The organism is Blautia sp. AF14-40, from assembly GCF_003479665.1.
Classification (GTDB): Bacteria; Bacillota; Clostridia; order Lachnospirales; family Lachnospiraceae; genus Fusicatenibacter; species Fusicatenibacter saccharivorans.
Genome location: NZ_QUHK01000019.1, coordinates 1 through 14549, shown reverse-complemented (window position 1 = coordinate 14549; position 14549 = coordinate 1). Strand labels below are relative to the sequence as shown.

The 14549-nt window shown below is 43.5% G+C and carries 19 protein-coding genes; 9 read left to right on the top strand and 10 right to left on the bottom strand.

Annotated elements, in window-relative coordinates; all coding sequences use genetic code 11:
* The first annotated feature begins 6 nt into the window (after nt 1-6).
* From DWW13_RS12995 to DWW13_RS12955, 9 genes are all read left to right on the top strand, one after another.
* Nucleotides 7-273 (top strand): helix-turn-helix domain-containing protein, encoded by a 267-nt coding sequence (locus tag DWW13_RS12995; RefSeq protein ID WP_005333471.1) that lies wholly within the window; start codon nt 7-9, stop codon nt 271-273.
* On the top strand, nt 270-2387 hold the full coding sequence (locus DWW13_RS12990; protein ID WP_005333469.1) for a vWA domain-containing protein: 2118 nt from the start codon (nt 270-272) through the stop codon (nt 2385-2387). The genes DWW13_RS12995 and DWW13_RS12990 overlap by 4 nt, the downstream gene beginning before the upstream one ends.
* A 16-nt stretch (nt 2388-2403) precedes the next feature.
* The gene (locus DWW13_RS12985; RefSeq protein WP_005333468.1) at nt 2404-3090 is read left to right on the top strand and encodes a hypothetical protein; all 687 of its coding nucleotides are present in this window, start codon (nt 2404-2406) and stop codon (nt 3088-3090) included.
* Nucleotides 3091-3152: 62 nt separating this feature from the next.
* Complete coding sequence (locus DWW13_RS12980; protein WP_005333466.1) at nt 3153-3671, top strand: AbrB/MazE/SpoVT family DNA-binding domain-containing protein; 519 nt, start codon at nt 3153-3155, stop codon at nt 3669-3671.
* 19 nt (nt 3672-3690) lie between these two features.
* Entirely contained in the window at nt 3691-3939 is a 249-nt protein-coding gene (locus tag DWW13_RS12975; RefSeq protein WP_005333464.1) for a hypothetical protein, read from the top strand.
* 5 nt (nt 3940-3944) lie between these two features.
* Nucleotides 3945-4523: a hypothetical protein gene (locus tag DWW13_RS12970; protein ID WP_005333462.1), complete on the top strand. Its 579-nt coding sequence runs from the start codon at nt 3945-3947 to the stop codon at nt 4521-4523.
* Nucleotides 4504-4881 (top strand): hypothetical protein, encoded by a 378-nt coding sequence (locus tag DWW13_RS12965; RefSeq protein WP_117537003.1) that lies wholly within the window; start codon nt 4504-4506, stop codon nt 4879-4881. The genes DWW13_RS12970 and DWW13_RS12965 overlap by 20 nt, the downstream gene beginning before the upstream one ends.
* On the top strand, nt 4881-5489 hold the full coding sequence (locus tag DWW13_RS12960) for a hypothetical protein (RefSeq protein WP_005333458.1): 609 nt from the start codon (nt 4881-4883) through the stop codon (nt 5487-5489). The genes DWW13_RS12965 and DWW13_RS12960 overlap by 1 nt, the downstream gene beginning before the upstream one ends.
* Before the next feature lie 55 nt (nt 5490-5544).
* A complete protein-coding gene (locus DWW13_RS12955) occupies nt 5545-5829 on the top strand; it encodes a hypothetical protein (protein WP_005333456.1) in 285 nt (94 codons plus the stop codon).
* A gap of 32 nt (nt 5830-5861) precedes the next feature.
* On the opposite strand, the gene DWW13_RS12950 is transcribed toward DWW13_RS12955, so the two are convergent.
* The 10 genes from DWW13_RS12950 to DWW13_RS20040 all read right to left on the bottom strand — a co-directional run bounded on the left by DWW13_RS12950 (nt 5862) and on the right by DWW13_RS20040 (nt 14536).
* On the bottom strand, nt 5862-6263 hold the full coding sequence (locus DWW13_RS12950) for a winged helix-turn-helix domain-containing protein (RefSeq protein ID WP_005333454.1): 402 nt from the start codon (nt 6261-6263) through the stop codon (nt 5862-5864).
* A 62-nt stretch (nt 6264-6325) separates the two neighbouring features.
* A complete protein-coding gene (locus DWW13_RS12945) occupies nt 6326-7198 on the bottom strand; it encodes an ABC transporter ATP-binding protein (RefSeq protein WP_005333452.1) in 873 nt (290 codons plus the stop codon).
* A gap of 4 nt (nt 7199-7202) precedes the next feature.
* A complete protein-coding gene (locus DWW13_RS12940; RefSeq protein ID WP_243026131.1) occupies nt 7203-7859 on the bottom strand; it encodes a hypothetical protein in 657 nt (218 codons plus the stop codon).
* Nucleotides 7856-8920, bottom strand: a complete 1065-nt coding sequence (locus tag DWW13_RS12935; protein ID WP_008373936.1) for an ABC transporter permease — start codon at nt 8918-8920, stop codon at nt 7856-7858. Before DWW13_RS12935 ends, DWW13_RS12940 begins: the two co-directional genes overlap by 4 nt.
* Before the next feature lie 70 nt (nt 8921-8990).
* Nucleotides 8991-10193, bottom strand: a complete 1203-nt coding sequence (locus DWW13_RS12930) for a HAMP domain-containing sensor histidine kinase (RefSeq protein WP_117470418.1) — start codon at nt 10191-10193, stop codon at nt 8991-8993.
* Nucleotides 10181-10855 carry a response regulator transcription factor gene (locus DWW13_RS12925; RefSeq protein WP_023921570.1) on the bottom strand — a complete coding sequence of 225 codons (675 nt, stop codon included), beginning with the start codon at nt 10853-10855 and terminating at the stop codon, nt 10181-10183. The genes DWW13_RS12930 and DWW13_RS12925 overlap by 13 nt, the downstream gene beginning before the upstream one ends.
* A gap of 94 nt (nt 10856-10949) precedes the next feature.
* Nucleotides 10950-11351 (bottom strand): winged helix-turn-helix domain-containing protein, encoded by a 402-nt coding sequence (locus tag DWW13_RS12920; protein ID WP_008373942.1) that lies wholly within the window; start codon nt 11349-11351, stop codon nt 10950-10952.
* Nucleotides 11352-11580: 229 nt separating this feature from the next.
* Nucleotides 11581-12786, bottom strand: a complete 1206-nt coding sequence (locus tag DWW13_RS12915) for an ABC transporter permease (protein WP_117887984.1) — start codon at nt 12784-12786, stop codon at nt 11581-11583.
* On the bottom strand, nt 12770-13660 hold the full coding sequence (locus DWW13_RS12910; RefSeq protein ID WP_008373946.1) for an ABC transporter ATP-binding protein: 891 nt from the start codon (nt 13658-13660) through the stop codon (nt 12770-12772). The genes DWW13_RS12915 and DWW13_RS12910 overlap by 17 nt, the downstream gene beginning before the upstream one ends.
* A 744-nt stretch (nt 13661-14404) precedes the next feature.
* Nucleotides 14405-14536, bottom strand: coding sequence for a sigma factor-like helix-turn-helix DNA-binding protein (locus DWW13_RS20040; RefSeq protein ID WP_243026139.1), 132 nt, complete (start codon nt 14534-14536; stop codon nt 14405-14407).
* Between the last annotated feature and the right edge of the window lie 13 nt (nt 14537-14549).

Here is a 14549-nt window from a genome sequence, read left to right as displayed (position 1 = left end):
ACGCCTATGAGAAAAGCAGCACTCACAGAAGCCCAGATCCGAAAGCATCTGGCAGATAATCTGTCTTATCTCCGGCAAGCCAAAACACCGAAGTTATCACAAAAGGCAGTTGCCAGAATCTTAAATCTTCCCCCGAAAACCATTATGAATTATGAAAATGCAAACTCCTCCCCGATGGCTTATGCCGTCCTTCGCCTTGCTGTGTATTACGGCTGCACGATGGAGGAACTGCTGACAAAAAATCTAAGAAAAGAAAGGAAGAATATCACGTGAATCACAGCCAAAGAAATTTAAAGAAACTAATCCGGGCAAAAGAGGATTCCATTGCGGATGAGGAGTTATTCCTCTCCGCTGCCTATCAGAAGTACCAGACCTCCCTTGCCAGAGCCGTTACCGGACGTTACCGGTATGGACTGCAGGTACTGCTGGACTGGGACATTTCCGAACAGGCAGGCGTTGCATATACCGACAATTATAAGGTACATCTCAACGCAGCGAACCCGATCACCCAGTCTTTCCCCACCCGTTTCTTACGTTCCCAGAGCCTGACAGGGCTCACCGGGCATGAAGTGGGGCACTTACTCTATTCTGATTTCACAGCCCACGCTGTTCATCTGAGGAGTCTGGAAAACGGTTCCTTCTATCCGAAGGAGCCGGAGCTATCCCTTCCAGCTTATCAGACAGCACTGGAGGAGATCAAAGAAGTGTTAGAAGAAAAGGACAAAGCCGGATGCCTGACACTGGCACGATGCGCCGCAACTTTTCAAAACATTCTGGAAGACATCCATATTGAAGACCGTATGTGTGAGGAATTCCACGGCACCTTCCGACAGGGGATTGAACTCAATAACCTGCGTATGTCCGAACAGATTCCTTCCATACAGGAACAAATTGACAAAGAATACCAGCCATTTTCCATCATTGCCAACCTGATCCTTTCCTATTGCCGGACCGGAAACATCAACAATCCCACCGGCTATCAGGGGGATTATCTGGATACCATTTCCGATTGTACCGATCTTCTGGATACGGCAATGGAATCGGAAAAAGGCACTGACCGGATGCTGGTTTCCAATGCGCTCTTAGCCCTGACCTGGAACTATATCCAGCCGCTCATCGAAAAAACACGGGAGGAATTGGAAATGCATGGCGAGGATTCCGCTGCCGATGCTCTGGAAGATCTTCTAGGGGATGAAGTCAGCAGCGGCGCTCCTCTTCCGACCGGAAAAAGCGGTGCCATTCCAAAGAATATCAAACCAGCTTCCCCAAAAGGAAGCGGGAATGATGAGGGCAATGCTCCTTCCGGTCCACGTACCAAAGAGGATGCTATAGAGGAAGCCAAACAGGTGCTTTCGGAAGAAGGCGGGCGCATCGCTCTTACAAAGACCAATACCATTCTGGATGAAAACAACCCCGGCGTCACTTATGTCAGTCAGTATCAGGGCAGCGGCTATGAGCATGCTGCAGAGGATCTGTTCCGGATCTTGAACGATGTGGCTGCAGAAAAGGTGCAGGAAGACTGTCAGACGGAACTGACCGAGGAACTGCAGAAAACAGCCAATGATATTCATTACGGCAATGCCCATGCAGGCATCCATGTTACCATCCATCGCCTGACCAGTGTTTCCGATTACCTGAAGAATGAATACCAGACAGTTGCTCCCCCGCTCCTGCGGGCTTCCAAAAAGCTGCAAAGCACCATCCTGCCGCTTTTGAAAGAAGAACAGCAAGGCGGAAAGCAGAAGAATCTCCTGTTTGGAAAACGTCTGGACTCCCATGCTCTCTATAAGACAGACGGAACCATCTTTACCAGAACCAGACTTCCAGGAGAGGAAAAACGTCTGGCTGTTGCCCTCCTGATTGACGAGAGTGGTTCGATGGGTTGGGGTGACCGGATGACACATGCAAGAAAGACTGCCATTGTCCTTTATGATTTCTGTAAAAGCCTCGGTATCCCTATCACCATTTACGGGCATTCCACGGATGCAGGCGGCGTTGCTCTTTACTCCTATGCAGAATTTGATTCTGTGGACAATGAGGACTGTTACCGGCTGATGGATATGTGCGACCGCAACGGGAACCGGGACGGCGCAGCTCTCCGCTTCGTAGCAGAGCATTTGTGCACACGCCCGGAGCTTCAGAAGCTGCTGATCCTGATTTCTGACGGTCAGCCAGCCGATTACGGCTACAGCGGAACGGAAGCAGAGGCAGATCTGCGGGGCATCAAGAAAGAATACGAAAAACGGGATGTCATCCTGTTTGCGGCTGCCATTGGTGACGATAAGGAAAATATCCGCAGGATTTACAAGGACGGATTCCTGGATATCACGAAACTGGAAGAGCTTCCAAAGAATATGGCACAGCTTGTCAAACAGCATCTCAAATAAAGGAAGGTGAATACTCATGAATGAAACTTATCAAAACCGGATTACCGACCAGATCTGCAAGATCCAGAATGACCGGGCACTCATTGCCTTTTATGACCGGCTCCGCTACGCACCACTCGGCAACTATGCACAGCTACATGCCAAAGGGGAATATCAGGAAAACGGGCATAAAGTACATTCTTTAATCTGCATCACCATTCAGGATTATTCCAACGGTACCGGAGACCGGAATATCATCACCCGTTTCAACCTGGCACCGGAACAGATCCAGTTCCTCTTAACCCGGATCACTTCCGGTTTTCAGGAATTTGAATGGAGCCAGAGCAAGATCTACGGCAATCCCGATCAGAACGGTTATTCCACAGCCCAGATGTTTTATATCTCCAGACATCCCTATGATTCCAAAGGGCAGCCTATGAAAAGCCCATGGAAAATCCAGATTGTAAATGGGAAAGGCATCAAAGCACAGAATAAGAACGGTGGTTCCTACATGCAGCCACGCAGCTTCCAGTCCGAAAAGACGACAGCCATCCAGCTTACCGACATGGATCTGTTCACGCTTCTGAAGCGGACGGATTCCTATATTTCCAACTGGGAAACGGTGATTGCTGCATCACTGATCAATAACGGAAAACGGATGCTGGCAGACCAGCAGAACAGTCAAATGCAACAGACAGCACAGGCTCCGCCTTACGCTGCCTAAATTTTCAGAAGAGAAGCGGTACTTTACTGCTTCTCCTCTTTTTAAGAAAGGAGACTTTAGTTATGAATATTGCACTCATCCGGACCATGGACTCTCAGGGGCGTATCGTCATCCCTGCAGAAATCCGGAAACAAATGAAGCTCTCAGACGGAGATGCACTGGAACTGGAAAATGTGGGAATGGAGCTGCTTTTACGCAAATGCCCTACCCACTTAAACGGAAAAGAGGAAATGGCTTCCTATCTTTCCGTCCTCTACAGTGTCATCCACTGTGGTATCGCAATTTGCAGTGAGGCTCACATACTCGTATCTGCGGGCATCTATCTTCCGGAAGGCACTCCCGTTACAGAAGAACTCGCCGAATTGGTTGCGGACGGCCAGGAACTGATCTCTGCTGAGAACTGCCCTGTCTACCCGGTATCCAACACCCGTCAACCGGTTTGTGCTTTTTTCCCGATTTTAAGGGAAGACAGAGAGCCGCTGGCACTTCTTCTCTGTTCCAGAACCGGACAGCATTTATCCGAGATGGAATTGGGATGCGCTAAACTGGTCGCTGCCGTAATTGCAAACAAAATTAAGTAAGGAAAGGAGCGTGAAATCAATGAAGAATACAAATATAACCTTACACACCACCCAAAAGAAAGAATATGTCCTCACCGGAATCCTGTCCCTGCCCCTCCATCTGGGAGAACGGGCGTGGATCTATAGTTATAACCAGACCTTTGCTACCAGTCCGGTGCAGAGTATTCTGGAAGTATCCGAAAACGGTGTGGTATTTGAGACCTGCAACAGTATTTACCGTCTCAGCTACACCCGTGTTCCGATGGAGCTGGAGGCGATGTGTGCTTGACAAGAATGGAAGAACTGGAGAGCTGCCTTTCGGGGCTCCTCTCCACCTTAAAGAAGAACCGGGAACATGTGCCTCTGGAAGTGCTGAAGACACAGTATAAGCAGCCGTATGAAGAACTGGTCAGAAACATCAACCTGACCGCTTCTGCCTATGCAAAATCTGTGCTGCTCCACCGGCTGGTCCTGAATCCGGATGCAGATGTGGAGGAACAATGTACCGTCATCAACCAGATGATACAAACTTCCGGGATGCTGAAGAAAATCAGCTCCTGCATGTCCAAAACCTATGATGTAGGACAGATATATCCTCTGATACTGGAACTACGCCATATGGTCGAACAGGCACTCTGGCCCTATGTGAATCAGGCAACTTGTCTGGTCGCAGATCTGGATGATATAGAAAAAGAACCGACAATTTACAATTTTTTGACACATGAAGTTTATGAAAATGATACCTGGATTCACCGAGAAATCGACCTGCGCTGGAAACTACTGGTACATCTTACTCCCGAACAAAGAGAATCCGTACCACCAGCCAATCATAGTATGAATGGAGGAATTTACCATGAAAGAACAACCATCTAATCCTTGCGAGAAAGTCTCATTTATTTTGACCTATGACCAGCTTGAAGCTGCTTATAACATCTACCGGGAACAATTTATTTCCTGCGACTTCATCCGCCGCTCCATGGAACGTCTGGAGGAAAGAATCGGACTCTGCAACCTTCCATATGAAACGCTGCGTGATGATCCAAGCCTTCTTCATGAAGCATACCTGCAGTTTCTCCGACTGGAAGACTGCAATGTGGCTTATAACGACACGCTGGAGCAGGTAATTGATGCAATCGAACAATGGCTTGCCTCTGGCACCTTATCCCCTGTAAACCTTACGGTTCCCAACCAGAATATGGGTGAAACTTTTGGAACGGAGGTGGATGTGTAATGGCAAATATCTGCTGTGATGATGTGATCTTTTATACAGAAGGAAATCCGGAAGGACTATATGACTTGTGGGAGGACCTGGAAACCTACATCATTCTGAACCAGAATCCTGATTTATGCTGGATTGGCAATTTATTTTCCCACAAGAAAATAGATTCCACCGGAATATCTCTTCGTGGAAATGTCAGCTACATGGAATGGAATGATACGTATATTCTACTTTCTTTAGAGACAGCATGGACTCCACTTTATGAAGCATATCAGGCGATAGCCGCTGCATATCATGTTCCCTTTGTGATGCAAAGCATAGAACCTGGAGAACGAATTTATTATAACACGGATGAAGCACACCTATTTTTCCCTGACCGATATTGTGTCCGCTTATATGAAGAAAGCCTATTGACTCCATGTGGCTTAATAATCGGAGAAAAGCTGGAAGACGGTGAACCATTTGAAACGGAAACAGACGTATTAGAACGATTCAGAGATTGCGGATATCCAGCAGCTACACTAAAAGAGTTGGAGCTCATGTTCGATGCGGATGAACTTATTATTTTTGAATTTACAAATCCATATTTGGATCTGGAGCAGAAAAATGCTTGTGCATGAAACTTCTCCCCTCCACACCAAAGACGATTATCATCAGATTTAAAGGAGGAACACCATGACTGATTTGGAACTGGATGTCTGGGATGCATGGCTCAGGGAACGTCAGGAACATCTGGAAGAAACCCTGTCCAATATCTCACCATCGGAAGAACCCTGCAGATATTACCTGCTAACCGGATATATTCAGGGAATGCTAGAAGCTCTTACCATGCTTACGACTGTTGAGGATGGGAAACGCTTCAAGATCAAACTGGAGCAATTTCGCCAGAATCTGCTCCTCTCTGGAGATTACGATGCTACCGGTAACTATAAACAGGCAGTGAAGAAAACTGCTGTTTAAATACTTCGAGCCGCCCAATCGGACGGCTCTTTTTATGCCCGAAAACGGTAGCCTACACCACGTATCGTTTCTATGTAGTGCGGTTCTTCCGGATTTTCTTCTATTTTCTTTCTCAGATTCTTGACTAACCCATAGACACGGTTATCCACTTCTGACTCCACATCCTCATAAATATGCTGGTAAATCTGTTCTTTTGTAAATACCCGATTGGGGGATAAGGCCAGATAAAAAAGCAGGTCATATTCATGTCTGGTAAGTTCCACAACCTTACCATCTTTGATTACGCTCCGCTGAAGCTGGTCTATTTCCAAACCTTGGAATGTCAACTTTTCAGAATTTGTAATCTCCATAACTTCTAACGTACTTTCGCAGGCTAGAACTGATTTAATTTTATTCAGGATTCCCTCTTCGGAATCAGAAATGGTAAGAATCATCACTTTCCCATAACATCACCTGCTTTTCTTAGCATTTAGCTTTCACTCCTCATTAACAATGTTTATCGATTGGTTACATAGATATATGCATCTTCCAAAGTTACGTCACAAGCTATACATCCACTTTCTGACGGCATATTCTCCCCTAACAGTCTTAATCTAATTCCTTCCTCCGTATACTGCTTACTGGAAATATGATATTTTCTTTCTAATTCTCTTGCAAGGCTTTCGTCCTCTGTACAGCATTCCCATACATGCCCTCTTGCCTTATTCAATAATTCCCTCATTGTTCCTGTATAAAGGAATCTACCTTTTTTCATAACCGCAAGCTGATTACAGGTTGCCATCAGATCCTCCACCACATGCGTTGAAAATAATACGGTGCGTTCTTCTGCAAAATCTACCAGTAAATTACGGATACGGATGCGTTCCTCCGGATCGAGCCCTGTTGTTGGTTCATCCACAATTAAAAAATCCGGCTCATGGAGTAATGCCTGCACTAATCCAACTCTTCGCTTCATTCCACCTGAAAGCTGCCGCATTTTCTTTTTCTGATGGTCTGCAAGACTGGTCTTCTCCAGATAGTAATCAATCCTTTTCTTGCTTTCTCTTTTCTCAATTCCAGCCAGATCTCCCATATACTCCAGACATTCTCGAACAGTCAAAGACGGATACAGATCAATTTCCTGTGGCAGATACCCAATCTTTTTCTGTATCTTTTCGTAATTTGCTTCGCAATATAGCGTACCATCTAACAGAACTTTTCCACTTGTGGGTGCAAGCACCGTTGTAAGCACCCGCATCAACGTTGTTTTTCCTGCACCATTTTCACCTAACAGACCAAATATCCCATGTGGGATTTCCAGATCCACATGATCTACCGCTGTCACTCCATTTTTAAATGTTACTGTTAAATCGTCTATTCTTATACTCATAATCTTACCCTCTCTTCTTTAATATCTTAGGAACAAATGCAAGCATCATCCCCGCAAATACCACGCACAGCACCTTCCCGCCAAGCCATCTCCACTCTGTCAGCTTACCGAAATCACAAGTTCCGTAGGAAAATGGTCCCCAGTTTTTCAAAAACTGAGTTGCCTTTCCGGAAATAGAGAAAAAACAGAAAAGCAGCACGACACCCATACCAATCCATCTGTTTCGAACCAGATTGCTGACAGTTACGGAAAGCACACTCCAAAACAAAACAGTTCCGGGAATCGCAATACAATAAATTCCAAACAAGGCACCGCCATCTAATTCTTCTGTCAGATTCACCGGTTTCTGCCAATAAAAGAGTCCATATGCCAACAAACTGATTCCAATCAGATAAGCTACCTGCACAAATAGTCTTTTATAAACTACCCCTGCCTGCTTTTTTAGATTATAAAGGCAGAATACTTCCGAGCGTTTGCTCTGCACTTCCACCAGATAAGTATCTGCACAGAAAACGACTGCCAGAAGCGAAACAGCTCTTTCCACTGCCCCTCCGATTTCGTTTGCGTATACAACAGGCTGGATTGCACTCAATATCACAACAAAAGCGATTGAATATGCAATTTTATAATATGGCATACATATTTTTACTTCTTTCTTCAATGTACTCTCCTCCTTTTCCACATCCACACCGCTATAAACATGAGCAGTATGGATGCTGCCACAAGAAGCAGTTGATTGAGATATACCCGATATGGCAATCCCGTTTCAAAAAAATTCCCCGGAAATCTAACCATAATAGAGAATGGTCTTGCATGACACTGTCCTTTGCTGTCCCATGTCAGCATATTAGAATAAATGATATAAAGAACCAGCGCCGGAACCGCTGGAAGCGGATTCTTAAACAGCAGCGCTGTAACCGCATACACACAGCAGATCATCAGGATGTTCGGCAGGACATACAGGATCGAATTCTGAACAAAATCCAGTATATTCATAGCAAATCCTGATTTTACTGCCGTGGCATAACACAAAATGATAAATACGATATTCATAATGACCAGTGCCGTCGTCATGATGAGAAATCCACTGCTTATTTTCCCGGCAATATATTGAAAAGCCGTCATCGGTTTGGTGTGCAGCAATTCATAAGTATTTTTCCTCATATCCTGGAAAAATAAAAACGCCAGCAGAACCGTTGCAAAGAATGCCATATGCAGGCTTGCAAAATCTGTAAATTTTCTTCCGAAATAATAGGAGAATGGATGTTTCTCAAGATTTTCTCTGATATACCGATTGACTTCCTCCGGGCTTCCCTGATACCATGAAACGTCCTCATACACATAATTGGCACCATTAAAGTGGTATTCCGTTTTCAGATACTGACACGCCTCCGTAATCTCCATCTGTTTCATCTCAGATATCACTGCCTCCGCCTCTGCTTCCGACATGCCAAACCCATTCTCTGTGTCTTGAAGTATCTTTACAATCTCTTTCTCCCACAGTTCTCTCTCCTTATCCGGTGTTGCCGGAATACATCCCTCCATAACATCCCCATCGGAAGCCATTTTTACCTTCCTGAAGGTTTCATCCGGCTTCACGTAATGAATGGACAGATAAGGTGCAAGTGTCTGGTACATACTGATTAAAACAACAATCAAACCGGTCCAAAATATCGGATTTTTAAGATAATTTTTCAGATTCCTTTTTATGATCGCTTTCATAAGTCATCCCGCCTTTCTTTTTTCTACAAACAGCATAGCCTACAAATCACAACAAAAAAACAACAGCCATTTATTTCTGCTGTTGTTTTTCTGATACATAATTTTTAAACACTGCCTCAATTTCCGCACCACCATCTGCTGCATTTTTTATCAGCAGTTTCCCGCCATGCCGTTCGCAGTAGATACGGCTGATATACATACCCATTCCAAAATGCTTTAAATCATCCTGCGAATTTTCATGATAAAACGCCTGTGTCACCGTATCGATATTTTCCTGAAATCCCGTTCCGTCATCACCGATACTCATTTTCAGATCCTGCGCCGTCACTGTCAGCTTCAGCCCGACTTTCTGACTGGCATAGCGGAATGCATTGGACAACAGATTATCCGCTACTTCCATGATGATTTCCGCATCTGCGACCAGAGTTTCCGACTCTCCCACTGCCGTTACCGTGAAGTCCTTTTCTGATTTTTCTTCCATGACTTCTGCCAGCGTTTTTATCTGGCTGATCAACTGCCGGATATCCACCACGGAACAGTTTAATTCCCGTTCTTCCAGTTTCGTCATCTTCCGCATACCATCAATAAAATGGTTCATCCGTTCAATCTGAAGCATACCGCCCCTTAACATCTCCATCATTTTCTCTTGATCAAGCATATCTTCCGGAACAAATTCCAAAAGCATTTCCTGATATCCCCGCATGATTGCAAGCGGCGAGCGGATATCATGGGCAATCGCTGCACGCAGTACCCGCTCATCTTCGATCATCTGCCAAAGTCTACGGTTATTTTCTTCCAACTGCCCACGCATCCTTTCAAATTCCCTGCACAGCATCCCCATCTCGTCCTCGTTCTCATAAGCCATATGAAAATCCAGATCTTCCTCCGCAATCATCTGTGATGCCATCTTCAGTTCCTGAATCGGTCTCTTTAATTTATTTTTGTAAAACAGGCTGACCGCAATTCCACATCCGGCAAAAGAAAAAAGCAATACTCCGTACGTCTGAAGGAAATCACAGGTTTCTGAAATATGCCAGTCCATTCTGCTCATTTTACTCTGATTCGGTCTCGGTACCACTACCTCAAAATTTTCATTGCGGTCATTCATTGCCTGATAATACTCGTCCTGATCCACGTACTTCCACCAGACCTCCTCCTGTATCTGCCCGGCAATCTCAATAATTGACACAGAAAGAAAAAAAGTGACAATCAAGCTGAGTATCGTATATAAAACCATTGTCTTTTTCAAGGATAAATTTCTTATCTTTTCCATCGATACCCCATCCCCCATACTGTCTCAATGTATTCTGTCTGCGTATATTCCGCCAGTTTCTTTCTCACTCTCCGGATCAGTTCCGTAACAACACGGCTGTCACCTTCCGCATCATAACCACACACCTTTTCGTATATCCGCTCCCTGTCAAAAACCTGTCCTGGATTCATGGACAAAAACTCAATGATTGCATATTCCAGCTTCGTAAGCTCCAAATCATTTTCACCGATCTGAACCCTCTTTGCTCCATAATCAATACTGAGGTCTCCGTGGAATCTGTATTCAGACTTCCCTTTATGACGCTCCTCACGCTTCAAATGTGCAATAATACGAGCATCCAGTTCTTTCAGACTAAACGGCTTCAGTATATAGTCATCCCCACCGGATAAAAGCCCGTTTACCCTGTCCTGCTCCTCCACTTTTGCCGTCAGGAAGATAATGGGACAAGTTACTTTGCCCCGGATACGTCTGCATACTTCTAATCCGTCTATTTTAGGCATATTGATGTCCAGCAAGATAATATCCGGTTTCTTATGGATTTTTTCCAAAGCATCTGTGCCATCTTCTGCCATCATTACATCATATCGTTTGATTTCAAAATAGTTCTTTAACATCTTTAATAATTCGATGTCATCATCCACGATCAAAATTCTATATGCCACTTTTATCACCTCGTTTTATCAGTATACAACGAAAAAAACAATAAATAAACAACAAGAGAAACACTTCGAGCCGCCCATTGCCGGACGGCTCCTTTTATGCCCGAAAGCGATATCCAACACCACGTATCGTTTCTATGTAGTGCGGTGTTTCCGGATTTTCTTCTATTTTCTTTCTCAAGTTCTTAATCAGACCGTAAATTCGGTTATTCACTTCTGACTCCGCTTCCTCATAGATATGCTGATAGATCTGTTCTTTCGTGAATACCCGATTAGGAGATAACGCAAGATATAGAAGCAGATCATATTCATGTCGGGTAAGCCCCACTGTCTTATCTTCTCTGATTACACAACGCTGAAGCTGGTCTATTTCCAGACTTGGGAATCTCAACTTTTGAATGTTTACATTATCCATAAACTCTACTGTGTTTTCACAGACTAGAACCGATTTAATCTTATTCAGAATTTCTTCCTCGGAATCAGAAAACGTAAGAATCATTACTTTCCCATGGTATCACCTGCTTTTCAACCCTTCCTGATCTTTTTCAAATATCCGGAAATAGTTTATAAACATATCCCGAACGAGTTCACGTGATGTCATTTAATTTCTCTTTTATATAAAGAGGCACAATTACGCAATTTATCAGTAGCCCTCTTTTTTATCCGGATCATAAAATTTCTGCAGTAACAGCCGAAAGTTTCAATAGCTTTATCAGACGTTCGTAATACTATTTCTTCTTTAACCCATATCGACTATAACCTATATATATTAAAGGCAACAGTACAATAAATAATAAGATGTACAGAAACATCAATAACGAAATCTGACGAAATACAAACGAACCAATCTGAAAAAGAATCGGCGTCCTCACTGCATTAAAAATATTAGTCAATACAGTTGGCAGCAAATTGAAAAAAGCATCAAATGCCGGTAATACTCTTGCGATAAACGGCATCATACAAAGCAGGAAAAACGGGATACAAATCGCCAGATTCGGTGTATGCATCTTAACTGTCACCAGCATAGTCAACGCAGCACAAAACATTGTCACGATATACCCGCCCACAAGTATCAGCAAATAATATTCTCCATATGTCATAACATAAATACTGTATGGATCATCAATCTGATACGGCGTGAAAAATCCGCTTGTTCCCATTACTGCAAATGAGATAAGAGACAATACCCCCACTCCGATCCAATAGGTAACCGTTGACACAAGTATTCCCGCAAAAATCTTGCTTTTTATTGCCTTCGTTCTTCCATATTTAGTGGCAAAAAAAACATCCTCTGTTCCCGGGCGGAACTCTCCGGAAAATATACCAGCTACCAAAAAACCTATGATCACTGCCATTAACAGTACATAAGTTTGTGCGTACATTGTCATCGTAGTCCAGGAATCTTTTGCTTCGAACATAAAAGGTATTTCTATCTTTTTATAAACGCTTTCCAGATAACTTCTCTTTTCAGGTGTAGTACCATACTCTTCCACTATTTTCTTCATATTGTCCTGATAGATTGTATAGATATTCTGTAGCTGTTCATCTGAAAGCTGATATACTACACTTTCATTCCATTCTGAATCTGGAGTCATTATGCCAATTACAAAACTATAAATATCATAATATGACTGTACTGTTTTTCCATATTCTGTATTTGGTATTTCATCCGGATATTTGGCAGATATCGTCTTGTAATCATTTATTACTTCGGAAATTTTCTCCGCTGTAAGTTCCCCTTTCCATTGATTGATATTTTCAGCCAGAAGCCGTCCCGATTCAATCCCAGTGTGATTTTGCCCCTCTTCATCCACATAGCGCATACTTCCGATTGCCATACCGGAATAAATAATCGTCACCACAAGCACTGCCGCAAGCAAAACCTGATTAACCCGCTTAGAAAAAATCTTTTTCAACTCATATTTGAACATCATCTTTATCACCTGCCTTTTCTCCAAAATACAGAAGAAATGCATCCTCCAGTGTTGTCTCCACCTGTACTGCATTCCTTGCCGGCGGCGTCTTTGAAAGGACTCTTAGTTCCACTCCGTCGGCAACTGTCCTTACATTTCCAGTCAGATATTTCTTCATATAATTATTCAGTTCCCTTTTAGGAACAGTACAATTCCATACTGACATATCCATAGACAAAATAATCTCATCCGATGTTCCTGTATAGAAAAATTTTCCTTCTTTCATCAATATGATTTCATTTGCCACGTATTCGACATCTGACACAATGTGGGTAGACAGCAGGACAAGGCGGTCTTCCGACAATTCACTGACCAGATTTCGGAACCGGATTCTCTCATTCGGATCAAGACCGGCGGTTGGCTCATCCAATACTAATATCCGCGGATCATTCAACATCGCCTGAGCAATTCCGACTCTCCGGATCATTCCCCCTGATAAAGTGCGCATCTTTTTTTTTCGCTTTTCAGCCATCCCGACCTGCTCTAGCAGTTTTAAAGCCCTTTTCTTTGCCACGATGGGACGGAGTCCTTTGATGGATGCAATATACATCATGTAGTCATACACTGAAAGATCCGGATAAAACCCGTAATTCTGCGGCAGATAACCGAGTATCCCTCTATAAGATGCTCCCAAACTGAAGATATCCTTTCCATTCCACAAGATTTCTCCGCTTGTCGGATTTATCGCTGTACACAGCATCCGCATCAAAGTGGTTTTCCCCGCTCCGTTTACTCCCAATAACCCATATACACCTTTCTCCATAGAATGTGTTACGTGATCTACTGCATGTACATCTCCATAAGCTTTTGTTACATTTTTAAATTGCAGTTCCACTCGACTTCACCTCCCAGTTTATTTCGCAGTTACATTGCGATTTGTGAACACAAAAGATCAGATAACCAAACGATATGATCAGCAAGCCAACCCAGATCGGTACCGAAATTTTCTGATAAATAGAATCTGTGGACACAATCAGCGTCCAAATCAGTATGCAGGATATACTTAGAAAAACAGCAATATGCTCCATATCATTCCATTTGCTATACAATAGTCGGAAACAGATACAACAGGAAACATTAAGCGGCACTAGAAAATCTATGATGATCCGGTATGCCGAAATCTGTAGTGTATAAACTGAAATACTGAAAAAAGCTGTAATCATAACCAGATCCACTGCTGCAAATAGCAATGTCCTTGCAGCACAGATCTGGCGCAGTGAATAGAATGCCGTTTTTTCGATCTCGACTGCAGAAAATCTCCGGTTCTTCCAGATTTCAGGTACGATCATCACAGAAAACATCACCGACATAGCCCCCAGTGTCCGCTCTGTATTTGCTCCTCCATCTGAGTCCGCTAGCAGAATCCAAAGCAGAAACAGGATTCCTCCCTGCAGGGCCCACCATCTTTTCTTGATAAATTTGAACTGCTCAAATAAAAATTCGAAATATGACGCCCGTCTGTTATCCTGACGGCTCACAATGTCTGAACACCGTTCCATTACTGTGCAAACTGCCGTTTCCTGTATATATTCCTTCTGTATCAAGGATTTATACTCCTTGATTTTTCTCTGATACTGCTTCAATCTCTTCCCTCCTCCAACTGTTTTGACAGTAATTCTTTTGCTTTCGAAACACGATATTTTACAAGTGATAATTTTATATGTAATAAATCAGAAATTTCTTTTTGTTTTAACCCCTGAAAGAAAAACAAGATTGCCGTCTCT

Bases quoted from the DNA above. Each gene is read 5' to 3' on its own strand.
- DWW13_RS12945 (WP_005333452.1), bottom strand. From the start codon at position 7,198: ATGAGTATAAGAATAGACGATTTAACAGTAACATTTAAAAATGGAGTG.
- DWW13_RS12995 (WP_005333471.1), top strand. From the start codon at position 7: ATGAGAAAAGCAGCACTCACAGAAGCCCAGATCCGAAAGCATCTGGCA.
- DWW13_RS12950 (WP_005333454.1), bottom strand. From the start codon at position 6,263: ATGATTCTTACCATTTCTGATTCCGAAGAGGGAATCCTGAATAAAATT.
- DWW13_RS12965 (WP_117537003.1), top strand. From the start codon at position 4,504: ATGAAAGAACAACCATCTAATCCTTGCGAGAAAGTCTCATTTATTTTG.
- DWW13_RS12955 (WP_005333456.1), top strand. From the start codon at position 5,545: ATGACTGATTTGGAACTGGATGTCTGGGATGCATGGCTCAGGGAACGT.
- DWW13_RS12935 (WP_008373936.1), bottom strand. From the start codon at position 8,920: ATGAAAGCGATCATAAAAAGGAATCTGAAAAATTATCTTAAAAATCCG.
- DWW13_RS12970 (WP_005333462.1), top strand. From the start codon at position 3,945: ATGGAAGAACTGGAGAGCTGCCTTTCGGGGCTCCTCTCCACCTTAAAG.
- DWW13_RS12960 (WP_005333458.1), top strand. From the start codon at position 4,881: ATGGCAAATATCTGCTGTGATGATGTGATCTTTTATACAGAAGGAAAT.
- DWW13_RS12985 (WP_005333468.1), top strand. From the start codon at position 2,404: ATGAATGAAACTTATCAAAACCGGATTACCGACCAGATCTGCAAGATC.
- DWW13_RS12915 (WP_117887984.1), bottom strand. From the start codon at position 12,786: ATGATGTTCAAATATGAGTTGAAAAAGATTTTTTCTAAGCGGGTTAAT.
- DWW13_RS12975 (WP_005333464.1), top strand. From the start codon at position 3,691: ATGAAGAATACAAATATAACCTTACACACCACCCAAAAGAAAGAATAT.
- DWW13_RS12930 (WP_117470418.1), bottom strand. From the start codon at position 10,193: ATGGAAAAGATAAGAAATTTATCCTTGAAAAAGACAATGGTTTTATAT.
- DWW13_RS12920 (WP_008373942.1), bottom strand. From the start codon at position 11,351: ATGATTCTTACGTTTTCTGATTCCGAGGAAGAAATTCTGAATAAGATT.
- DWW13_RS12980 (WP_005333466.1), top strand. From the start codon at position 3,153: ATGAATATTGCACTCATCCGGACCATGGACTCTCAGGGGCGTATCGTC.